10 protein-coding genes are annotated in these 10,522 nt (G+C 70.4%); 4 read left to right on the forward strand and 6 right to left on the reverse strand.

Annotation, left to right across the window (positions count from 1 at the left end; genetic code table 11):
* Positions 1–112: 112 nt before the first annotated feature.
* The gene (serA, locus tag K228_RS0105840) at positions 113–1,708 is read left to right on the forward strand and encodes a phosphoglycerate dehydrogenase (protein WP_025617573.1); all 1,596 of its coding nucleotides are present in this window, start codon (positions 113–115) and stop codon (positions 1,706–1,708) included.
* Positions 1,709–1,807: 99 nt separating this feature from the next.
* Here the strand turns inward: serA and K228_RS0105845 are convergent, their stop codons facing one another.
* Positions 1,808–2,164, reverse strand: coding sequence for a hypothetical protein (locus tag K228_RS0105845; RefSeq protein WP_245603424.1), 357 nt, complete (start codon positions 2,162–2,164; stop codon positions 1,808–1,810).
* Between the two features lie 328 nt (positions 2,165–2,492).
* Complete coding sequence (locus K228_RS0105850) at positions 2,493–3,347, reverse strand: FAD:protein FMN transferase (protein ID WP_025617575.1); 855 nt, start codon at positions 3,345–3,347, stop codon at positions 2,493–2,495.
* A 225-nt stretch (positions 3,348–3,572) separates the two neighbouring features.
* On the opposite strand from K228_RS0105850, the gene K228_RS0105855 reads away from it, so the two are divergent.
* On the forward strand, positions 3,573–4,604 hold the full coding sequence (locus K228_RS0105855; RefSeq protein ID WP_025617576.1) for a 3-isopropylmalate dehydrogenase: 1,032 nt from the start codon (positions 3,573–3,575) through the stop codon (positions 4,602–4,604).
* Positions 4,605–4,889: 285 nt separating this feature from the next.
* The gene (locus K228_RS0105860; RefSeq protein ID WP_025617577.1) at positions 4,890–5,987 is read left to right on the forward strand and encodes a branched-chain amino acid aminotransferase; all 1,098 of its coding nucleotides are present in this window, start codon (positions 4,890–4,892) and stop codon (positions 5,985–5,987) included.
* A 9-nt stretch (positions 5,988–5,996) separates the two neighbouring features.
* On the opposite strand, the gene K228_RS0105865 is transcribed toward K228_RS0105860, so the two are convergent.
* Positions 5,997–6,725, reverse strand: coding sequence for a tyrosine-protein phosphatase (locus K228_RS0105865; protein ID WP_025617578.1), 729 nt, complete (start codon positions 6,723–6,725; stop codon positions 5,997–5,999).
* A 43-nt stretch (positions 6,726–6,768) separates the two neighbouring features.
* A complete protein-coding gene (locus K228_RS0105870; protein ID WP_025617579.1) occupies positions 6,769–7,233 on the reverse strand; it encodes a hypothetical protein in 465 nt (154 codons plus the stop codon).
* Positions 7,234–7,566: 333 nt separating this feature from the next.
* Between K228_RS0105870 and cimA the strand changes: the two genes are divergently transcribed.
* Positions 7,567–9,159 carry a citramalate synthase gene (cimA, locus tag K228_RS0105875; RefSeq protein ID WP_025617580.1) on the forward strand — a complete coding sequence of 531 codons (1,593 nt, stop codon included), beginning with the start codon at positions 7,567–7,569 and terminating at the stop codon, positions 9,157–9,159.
* A 1-nt stretch (position 9,160) separates the two neighbouring features.
* Here the strand turns inward: cimA and K228_RS0105880 are convergent, their stop codons facing one another.
* The gene (locus K228_RS0105880; RefSeq protein WP_025617581.1) at positions 9,161–10,147 is read right to left on the reverse strand and encodes an endonuclease/exonuclease/phosphatase family protein; all 987 of its coding nucleotides are present in this window, start codon (positions 10,145–10,147) and stop codon (positions 9,161–9,163) included.
* Positions 10,148–10,226: 79 nt separating this feature from the next.
* Positions 10,227–10,522, reverse strand: a 296-nt coding sequence (locus K228_RS25370) for a transposase (protein WP_025617582.1), incomplete at its 5' end; no start/stop codon positions are given.

Genomic DNA, 10,522 nt, shown 5'->3' on the forward strand with positions numbered 1-10,522 from the left:
GATCCCAGTTAGGTGCGTAGCCGACACCTGACGGCCATGGCCGGATTGCTGGCGGGGCGCAGTGCTGCCCCCGTCGCCCGGCCGACCGCTATAGACGACATTTAGAGGACCAATGAATCCTGTCGTACTGATCGCCGAAGAACTCGCCCCTGCCGCCATCGAGGTGCTCGCCCACGACTTCGACGTCCGACATGTGGATGGCACCGACCGCCCGGCCCTGCTCTCGGCGCTCTCCGACGCTGATGCGGTCATCGTCCGCAGTGCGACCCGAATCGACGCCGAGGCGATCGCCGCGGCACCACGACTCAAGGTGGTCGCCCGGGCGGGTGTCGGCCTGGACAACGTCGAGGTGCCGGCGGCCACCACCCGCGGCGTCATGGTCGTCAACGCCCCCACCTCCAACATCGTCTCCGCGGCCGAGCAGGCAGTCGCCCTCCTGCTCGCGGTCGCGCGGAACACCGCCAGCGCCAGCACGGCGCTGAAGGTCGGGGAGTGGAAGCGGTCGAAGTACACCGGGGTGGAGGTGCAGGGCAAAACCGTCGGGGTGGTCGGCCTCGGGCGCATTGGTGTCCTCTTCGCGCAGCGGATCGCTGCGTTCGGCACTCGGCTGATCGCCTACGACCCCTACATCCAGCCGGCGCGGGCGGCCCAACTCGGCGTCCGTCTCGTCGGCCTGGATGAGCTGCTGCGGCAGAGCGACTTCATCTCCATCCACCTGCCGAAGACGTCGGAGACGATGGGTCTGATCGGGGAGAAGGAGTTGGCGATCGTCAAGCCCGGGGTGCGGATCGTCAACGCCGCCCGGGGTGGCCTCGTGGACGAGCAGGCCCTCGCGGATGCCATTGCCGAGGGGCGGGTCGCCGGGGCCGGCGTTGACGTGTACGCCAAGGAGCCCTGCACCTCATCACCGCTGTTCGCCTTCGACAACGTGGTGGCGACCCCGCACCTAGGTGCCTCCACGCACGAGGCGCAGGACAAGGCGGGTCTCGCCGTGGCCCGCAGCGTGAAGCTGGCGTTGAAGGGTGAGTTCGTGCCGGACGCGGTGAACGTGCAGACCGGTGGCGTGGTCGCCGAGGATGTCCGGCCGCTGCTGCCACTGGCCGAGAAGCTCGGCCGGGCCTTCACCGCGGTGGCCGGTGGGATCGCCGCGAGCGTCACCGTCGACGTGCGGGGCGAGGTGGTCAGCAACGATGTCTCGGTGCTCAAGCTCGCGGCGACCAAGGGGCTGTTCAGCTCGGTGGTGGAGGAGCAGGTCACCTACGTAAACGCCCCACACCTGGCGGCCGAGCGCGGGGTGGAGGTGTCGCTGGTCACCCGGCCCGAGACGGCTGAGGAGACGCTGTTGGTCACCATCCGTGGAGCCCTGCCGGACGGCCGGACGGTGAGCGTCTCCGGTACCAGCGTCACCGGTGTCCGGGACGTCAACAAGCTGACCGAGGTGGACGGCTTCGACGTGGAGATCGGGGCGGAGGGCATTCTCGTCTTCCTCCGTTACGCCGACCGGCCCGGTGTGGTTGGCGCGGTCGGCACCCTACTCGGGGAGGCCGGCGTCAATATCGCCGCGATGCAGGTGGCCCGTCGGGAGGCCGGCGGGGAGACGCTGATGACCCTCACCGTTGACCAGGCGCTCGGCGCCGATCTGCTCACCTCGGTCGCCGAGTCGGTCGGTGCGACCTCGGCCAGCGCTGCCGACCTGCGGGAGGAGTGACCGCGAGCCGGGGAGGGCCCGCCCGGCGGGCCCTCCCCGGCGTAGGCGGTCCACTCCGTCGATCCAATAGCAACGGCGCGTCCGGACGCACCGGGGCGGTCAAGCGTCGGTGTGGTGGGGCGGTGGATAGACCGAGCCATCCTGGACGTCGAAGAGCATCAGCCGGTGTTCACCGGCCAGCCGCTCGATGTCCAGGAGCACCTGGTCTGCACAGGTCGGATGCAGATTCAGCTCGATGTGGTCGCCGGCGGTGTGTAGTGGCGTCTTCGCCCAGGGGGTGTCCGCCCCGCCCGGCCGTTCCGGATAGGCGGCGGTGATCGCCCGATAGAATCCGACGACCCGGGGGTCGGGCTGGCGATCGCTGTGCTGGCCTGCTCGGCACCGCCGCACGGCCGTTCGTACGTCCTCGGGCGTTGCCCCGGGTGCCAGGGCCCACACGCTTAGATCGAAACTCACGGCGGACAGCGTGCCATTTGTCGTTCGCCATGTCGAAGTCGCCCTACCCCCAACCAGCCCATACTCCTGTCAGGAGGGTCTGCAGTAGATCCTCTTGCGTGGAGTTATGTCAATTCGCTAGCGTACCGATGCGGTTACTGGCTGAGTCCGTGACGTGGGCCCGTCTTCGGGTGACGAGGTCGACGTCTGGCCTGGCTGGTCCGCACCCCTCGGGTGCGCGAGCCACGCGCAATCGTCGCTGACCGGCCCTCACGGTAGTTGCCGAGACTGTGGGGGCCGATCGTGAGCCCCGGCGGGGTGGCGCGGGGGTGACGCGGCGGAGCGCCGATCAGCGGCGGTGGGCGTGCAGGACCCGGTAGTCCGTCTCACTGTGGAACCAGGACAGCCCGGCCGGACCCGCGGCGTAGAGCGCGGTGGCGTAGGCGTCGGCGACGGCGAGGTCCGGCCCGACGACGGTGGCGGCGATGAACTGGTCGGCCGGTTCCCCGGTGTGCGGATCCACCACGTGCCCCCGTCGTCCGGTCACCCCGGAGGTGCCGATCCCCCCGGCGGTCATCTCCAACACCAGCGGTGCTTGGCGCCGGTTGGTGGGGTGGTGCACGGCGACCCGCCACGGTCCCCCGTGCGCGGCGTGCCCACGTACGACGAGGTCGGCGCCGGTGAGTACGGCATAGTCGTGGACGCCTGCGGCTCGTAACCGGGCTGCGGCCTTTTCTACCGCCCAGCCGCCCAGGAGTCCTCCCGGGTCGAAGCCGCCGGGCACTGCCCAGGCGTCGAACCAACCGTCGGTCGCGGCCCGCATCGCGGTGCAGCGGCTCACCAGGTCGGTCAGCGGCGGGTACGACTCGGGGCTGACCTCCCCGCGCCGTAACCGGGACACCAGACTCTCCGGCCGGTTTGGTCCGTAGGCCAGGTCGATTGCGCGTAGCTCCGCGACCGCGTCCCGGAGCGCCGCGCCGACGCCCCGGTGACCAAGCCAGTCCGGTGCGTTGAACAGCAACGTGTACTCGGCGATGGTGGTGCGGACGGTGTGCGTGACGGCGATTCGTTCGCCGGTTGCCGGACCCGCTCCGCCGACCCGCCGCTGGTGGCCACCGAGGCGAAGGTCCGGACGTGGCTGCGGGCGGAGTAGCGAGGAGCCGCTCCAGCGGCTGCGCTGCTGTTCGTCGATCCTCATTCTCATCCCGCCTCCCGGCCGACGGCCCCGTTGCGTCGCGGCGTTGGTGTGGACCCTGGCCTGTGGTCCGTGGCCCCGCTGCTGACCAGGATAGGCAGCGGAGATCACCGCTGAATGAATGTCACCTGGAAGCCTCCTGTACATCCGATTTCCCGAATGATGGAAGGGTCGTACCGGTGTTCGGGACTGGGGCGTAGGCTCGGAGCCGAGCGAGCGAGGCAAGGAGTCGACGTGGCACGAATCGCGGTGGTCGCTGGGGACGGAATCGGCCCCGAGGTGGTCGCACAGGCCCGCAAGATCATCGATGCGGTGGTCCCGAACGTGCAGGCCACCGAGTACGACCTGGGTGCCGCGCGCTACCGCCGCACCGGCGAGGTGCTGCCCGATTCGGTCCTCGCGGAACTGGCGGGGCACGACGCCATTCTGCTGGGTGCGGTCGGTGACCCGAGTGTCCCGCCCGGTGTGCTGGAGCGGGGTCTGCTGCTGCGGCTGCGGTTCGCCTTCGACCAGTATGTCAACCTGCGCCCCGCCCGGCTCTGGGCCGGCACGAGCGGCCCCCTCGGTGGCGTCAAACCCGGCGAGGTCGACCTGGTGGTCGTCCGCGAAGGCACCGAAGGGCTGTATGCCGGCGCGGGCGGCGCACTGCACCGCGGTACCGCGGCCGAGATCGCCACCGAGGAGAGCCTGAACACCCGGCACGGGGTCGAGCGGGTGATCCGGGACGCCTTCAACCGCGCGGAACGGCGGGAACGGCGCAAGGTCACCCTGGTGCACAAGACCAACGTGCTCACCCACGCCGGCTCGCTCTGGGCTCGCACCTTCGCGGACGTCGCCGCCGAACACCCAGACGTGGCCACCGAATACCAGCATGTTGACGCCGCCGCGATGTTCCTGGTGACCCAGCCCCAACGGTACGACGTGCTGGTCACCGACAACCTCTTCGGTGACATCCTCACCGACATCGCCGCCGCCGTCACCGGCGGAATCGGCCTCGCGGCCAGCGGCAGCATCAACCCGGAGCGGGCCTACCCGTCGATGTTCGAGCCGGTGCACGGCTCCGCGCCGGACATCGCCGGTCGCGGTCTGGCCGACCCGGTGGCAGCGGTACTCTCCGCCGCGCTCCTGCTCGACCAGCTCGGTCACGCCGAACCGGCAGCCCGGATCACCGCCGCCGTGGCGGCGGAGTTGGCCGGGCGGGTGCCGGGCGCGCCGATTCGCACCGCCGAGGTCGGCGATCGGCTGGCAGGTCACGCGGCTGGCTGAACCGTGAGCCGTGGCCGTCGCCCTCGCCGTGGTCGTGCCGGACCGTGAGCCGCTTCCGCGGCCCGTATTCAGTCACGGTGGGTAGGCGGTCGACAACCCGGTCAACGTCCCGGTGGGCAGCCGGTATGAGCCACCCGGGCGGCGGTCCTGCGGCCGGTACCCGGTCCGAGCGGGCGTCCCCGGGTGCCGCTACCCGCTGAACGACCGTTCGGGGTAAGTTTGCTCGCACCAGCTCGGCACGCGGGGTCGCATGCCGTCGTCATCCATTCCAGGGAGGTCAGCGCGATGAGCGGTGGTGACAAGCTCGATTTCGAGATCCGTCCGAATTCCGCGCCGGTATCCGTAGCGGACCGGGCCGCGCTGCTGGCCAACCCGGGCTTCGGGCGGGTCTTCACCGACCACATGGTTACTATCCGCTATGCCGCCGGGAAGGGCTGGTACGACGCCCGGGTCGAGGCGCGGGCGCCGATCCCGATGGACCCGGCCGCCGCGGTCCTGCACTACGCCCAGGAGATCTTCGAGGGCATGAAGGCGTATCGCACCGCCAGCGGTGGCGTGACGATGTTCCGGCCGTACGCCAACGCCGCCCGGTTCGCCGCGTCCGCCCGGCGGATGGCGATGCCCGCCCTGCCCGAGCAGACCTTTGTCGACTCGCTGCACCGGCTGATCGAGGTGGACCGGGACTGGATTCCCGAGGGGGAGGACGGCAGCCTCTACCTGCGGCCGTTCATGTTCGCCAGCGAGGTCTTCCTCGGTGTGCGGCCCGCCAACGAATACCTCTACGCGGTGATCGCGTCCCCGGTCGGTACATACTTCTCCGGTGGGGTGAAGCCGGTGACCGTCTGGGCCTCGCCGGAGTACACCCGGGCCGCGCCCGGGGGCACCGGCGCGGCCAAGTGCGGCGGCAACTACGCCAGCTCGCTGGTCGCCCAGGCAGAGGCGATCGAGCACGGCTGCGACCAGGTCGTCTTCCTGGACGCGGTGGAGCGCCGCTTCGTTGAGGAACTGGGCGGTATGAACCTCTTCTTCGTCTACGACGACGGCACCCTGGTCACCCCGCCGCTGACCGGGACCATCCTGCCCGGCATCACTCGGGAGTCGGTGCTCACGCTCGCTGCCGAAGCCGGCCACCGGGTGGCGGAGCAGCCGATCTCGTTCGCCGACTGGCAGGCCGACGCGGCGAGTGGTCGACTGCGCGAGGTCTTCGCCTGCGGTACTGCCGCGGTGATCAATCCGGTCGGCGCGGTCCGCTCGCCTGACGGTGAGTTCCGGATCGGTGGCGGTGAACCCGGCCCGGTCACCATGACCCTGCGCCAGCAACTCGTCGACATCCAGCGAGGCAAGGCCGCGGATCCGCAGAACTGGGTCCACCACGTGCTCTGAGGGTTGCGGCTACTCCAGCAGGTGGCCGCGGAGCGCGGCCACCTGGGCGTCGGTGACGCCCGCGTGGCGCAGGTAGCCCTCGACCGTGCCGTAACGGTCGCGCAGTTCGGCGAGGAAGAGCAGCATCGCCTCCTTGGGGCAGCTCAGCGGCGGCAGCGCCGGGTGTATCGCCCGGCCCGTCGTCGCGAACCAGGCCCGGAAGCGCTCGCCCGCTGCGGTGCTCAACGCGTAGTCCGTGGCGATGTCAGCATCGGAGACGCCCAGCACGGCCAGGGTGAGACCGCAGACGATGCCGGTTCGATCCTTGCCGGCGACGCAGTGCACCAGCAGCGGGGCGTTGGTCTCGTCCGCGATCAGTCCGATCGCGGCGGCCAGGCCGGCGGTGCCAGTCGAGGCCAGGTCGGCGTACCGGTCGGCGAGATAGCGGGCAAGGTCAGCGCCGGGCTGGTACGGGGTTTTGTCCCATTCAGCATGCTCCGGGTGGATGTGCCGCCAGGTCAGCCCCGCGAAGTCCGGGATCCGGCCATCCCGCTCCACCTCGTACGGCCGGCGCAGGTCGAGCACGGTGCGGACGCCGAACGCGGCGAACGCCGTCCGATCGGCACCAGCCAGGCGGTGCGGGGTGTCTGAGCGAAAAAGCCGGCCACTTCGGACGGCGCGCCCGTCGTGGCCGGCGAGCCCGCCGACGTCGCGGAAGTTGAACAGCGTGTCGAATTGCGCTACTTCAATCGAGTCCACTCTGACACGGTAGCGGTAGACCCACCGCCCGTGTTCCTAATGATCATCGCTCTCGTGCCGTGCCCGGTGGGATGGCTGAGTACGTGTCGCCGTAGTAGCCACCGAGCCGGTCCCGGTATGCCGGGTCGGTGTCCGCGGTCTCGTCGTACTCCGGTGCGGCCTTGATCTGGTCCTTGCTCCGGTCGACGTGGACCTTCCGGGTGTTGTGGTCAACGTGGTTGACGGTGCCGGCGGGGAGCATGACCCGGCGACCGAAGAACCACGGGCCGGTGTCCACCACGAGGTAGCTGGAGTTGACCGCGTGGCTGGCCTGGTCCACCTTCCCGACTCCACCGTCACTCGCCTCGACCTGGTAGCCCGCCAGGTCGATGTCGGTCACGGTGGTCTCGGCGCGGTATCGCCACGGGTCGAAGGCGCTGCCGGGCGGGCCGTCGGGGTTGCTGCTCGGACCGTCGGTGCCGGGTGGGCTCGGCGTCGGACGGGCCGGATGTGGGTCGCGCCGTGCCATGGCGTCTCCTTCCACCCCTGGGCGGTCCGGTCGGCGTCGGGGCACCGTCGGGTGGTACCCGGTGTCGAGCTGGGTACACCGCCGTCACGGCGACCACGGGGACCACGGCGGGAAGGCTGCGCCACGGAACCGGCGGGGCGACGCCGACGACCTCCGAAAGTCGTCCCGGAATGCGGATTTGGGTGCCCCGCCGGGCCCGTGGCTGGCAGAGTGAGCTCCGTGCACCACACCGTCATGATTATTCACCGATAGCGCGCCGGCCTCCCGTCCCGCCGAGCGCGCAGACCTCCCACGTTCGTGGGGGGTCTTTTTGTTGCCGCAGAGAGGATCCTGATGACCTTCCAGGTCTACGACACGACCTTGCGCGACGGCGCCCAGCGCGAGGGGCTCAGCTATTCGGTGGCCGACAAGCTCGCGGTGGCCCGGCTCCTCGACGAGTTCGGGGTGGGCTTCATCGAGGGCGGGTGGCCGGGGGCGGTGCCGAAGGACACCGAGTTCTTCCGCCGGGCCCGTACCGAACTCCACCTGCGTCACGCGGTGCTGGTGGCCTTCGGCGCCACCCGGCACGCCGGCCGACAGGTCGACGACGACCCGCAGGTGCGCAGCCTGCTCGCCGCCGAGACCCCCGCCGTCACGCTGGTCGCCAAGGCCGACCTGCGGCACGTGCGGGGGGCCTTACGCACCTCCGCCGACGAGAACCTGGCGATGGTCCACGACACCGTGACCTACCTGGTGGCGCAGGGGCGACGGGTCTTCGTCGACGGGGAGCACTTCTTCGACGGCTACCGCGACGACCCCGGCTACACCTCGTCGGTGGTCGAGACCGCACTCGCCGCCGGCGCCGAGCGGTTCGTGCTCTGTGACACCAACGGCGGCATGCTCCCCTCCCAGGTCACCGCCGTGATCGCCGACCTCACCGCCCGGCTTGAGGTGGCACCCGGGCAACTCGGCATCCACACCCAGGACGACACCGCCTGCGCGGTCGCCAACACCATCGCCGCGGTGGAGGCGGGCGTGCGGCACGTGCAGGGCACCGCCAACGGGTACGGCGAGCGACCCGGCAACGCCGACCTCTTCGCCGTGGTGGCGAACCTGCAACTCAAGCTCGGGCTGCCAGTCCTGCCCGAGGGCTGCCTGGAGCAGATGGTGCGGGTGTCCCGGGGCATCGCCGAGCTCGCCACCACCGCCCCCGACGACCACCAGGCGTACGTCGGGGCCGCGGCCTTCGCCCACAAGGCGGGGCTGCACGCGAGTGCGATCAAGGTGGATCCGTTGTTTTACAACCACATCGACCCGCAGCTGGTGGGGAACCGGATGCGCATCCTCGTCACCGAGATGGCCGGCCGGGCCAGCATTGAACTCAAGAGCCGGGAGCTGGGCCTCGACCTGGCCGACCACCCGGAGACCCTGACCCGAATCGCCAAGCGGGTCAAGGAGTTGGAGGCCGAGGGCTGGTCGTTCGAGGCTGCCGACGCCTCGTTCGAGCTGCTGGTCCGCTCCGAGCTGCCGGACGCGGCGCCACCCCGACCGTTCACGCTGGAGTCCTACCGGATCCTGGTCGAGCACCGCGAGGACGGCGCAGTGGTCTCCGAGGCGACCGTCAAGATCCGGGTACGCGGCGAGCGGGTGATCGCCACCGCGGAGGGGAACGGCCCGGTCAACGCCCTCGACGAGGCGCTACGCTCCAGTCTGGTCCGGCACTACCCCGAGCTGCGCGACTTCGAGTTGGCCGACTACAAGGTGGGGATTCTGGCCGGCAGCCACGGCACCGGGGCGGTGACCCGGGTGCTGGTGGAGACGTCGGACCGCAACGGTCGGGACTGGACCACGGTGGGGGTGCACCCCAACGTGGTGGAGGCGAGTTGGGACGCGTTGGTCGACGCGCTGACCTACGGGCTGGACCAGGCCCGGGGCGGACGGTCCTGACTCAACCCGCCGGCGGGAGGCGGAGTTCGGTGAAGACCGCGCGGTGGTCGCTGCCCGGGATCGCGTACACTGCGGCGGCCCGGACCGCGATCCGCCGGTCCACCAGCACATGGTCGATGGTCACCGGCGGAATCAGGTCCCCGTCGTACGGCCCCCAGGTGCCGGTGAGCCCGGTCCCGGCAGCGTCCGCCGCGTCCACGTACCCGGTGTCCAGCAGGGCGCGCAGCGGGGCGTGGTCGAGGGTGGCGTTGAAGTCGCCGGCGAGGATCCGGAGCTGCCCGTCCGGGGTGGCGGGGGGCTGGGCGGCGAGGTCTCGCCGCCAGCTTCCGACCTGGTCGAGCGCGTACGGTGCGGCGGGGTGCACCGACTCGACCTGGACCGGCGGCGCCGCCGGGACGGCGACGGTTCCGTACGCCTGGAGGAAGCCCCAGCCGTTGCTGTTCTGCCGGACGCCACCCGCGCTGATCGGGTAGCGCGCGTACAGCCCGGAGCCGAGGGTCCCCTCGACCGGGTGTAGTTCCCGGTACGGCAGGAGCTGGTCGAGCCCCAACCGGTCCAGCTCGGCCGCGATCGCCGGGGTGAACTCCTGGACAGCCAACACTTCCACCGAGTGTCGCCGGACGAGGTCAACCAGCGCCTCGGCGTCGGCGGAGCCGGCCAGCAGGTTGGCCGTCAGCAGCCGAACCGGCGGGCCGGTGACGGCCGGCGGGGTGGACTCGAACGTCCGCGGTGCCACCACGGCGACCAGAGCCACCGTCGTCACCGCCGCCACCGCCGCCGGCCGCCAGCGTCGCAACACGAGGAGCAGGATCAGGGGGAGCAGGCTGCCCGCGGCGGCGTACGGGGTGAAGGCCAGCAGCTGGACCAGGGGTCCATGGTCGAGGCCGAGCAGGCGGACGGCCGCCCAGGTGGCACCCGGGGTGACGGCCAGCCAACAGGCCACGGTCGTTGCCGCCGGTCGCCGGCGCTTGCTACCTGTATCCGCCACGGCAGCAGCCTAGGGCACGGCCTGCCCAGCCATTCGCCGATGTTGCCGAATGCCTTCAGCCTCTAAGAGGACGTCTGATTCACGTATTTTGTGTGTGTTGTGGTTGTAGTGGTTCTCGCCAGGTTGGGGTGGTTTCGGCGGTGAGGCGTTTGGCGAGGTTGTCGATCATGGCGAGGGTGATCATGCTGGCGGAGTTGTCGGGTCGTGCTTCATAGTCGCGGACGAGTCGGCGGTGGTGCATGAGCCAGCCGATGGTGCGTTCGACGACCCATCGCCGTTTGACCACGCTGAAGCCTTTGGCCTGGGGGTCTTTGGTGACGGTCTCGACGTCGACGCCGAGTGCGGCGCCGTGTTCGACGACGCGGTTTTTGAAGC

It is taken from the genome of Salinispora cortesiana, assembly GCF_000484695.1.
Classification (GTDB): domain Bacteria; phylum Actinomycetota; class Actinomycetes; order Mycobacteriales; family Micromonosporaceae; genus Micromonospora; species Micromonospora cortesiana.

What these genes read in the sequence shown, in the direction of transcription:
- K228_RS0105850 (WP_025617575.1), bottom strand. Translation starts at nt 3,347, where the DNA reads ATGAGAATGAGGATCGACGAACAGCAGCGCAGCCGCTGGAGCGGCTCC.
- serA (WP_025617573.1), top strand. Translation starts at nt 113, where the DNA reads ATGAATCCTGTCGTACTGATCGCCGAAGAACTCGCCCCTGCCGCCATC.
- cimA (WP_025617580.1), top strand. Translation starts at nt 7,567, where the DNA reads ATGACCTTCCAGGTCTACGACACGACCTTGCGCGACGGCGCCCAGCGC.
- K228_RS0105870 (WP_025617579.1), bottom strand. Translation starts at nt 7,233, where the DNA reads ATGGCACGGCGCGACCCACATCCGGCCCGTCCGACGCCGAGCCCACCC.
- K228_RS0105860 (WP_025617577.1), top strand. Translation starts at nt 4,890, where the DNA reads ATGAGCGGTGGTGACAAGCTCGATTTCGAGATCCGTCCGAATTCCGCG.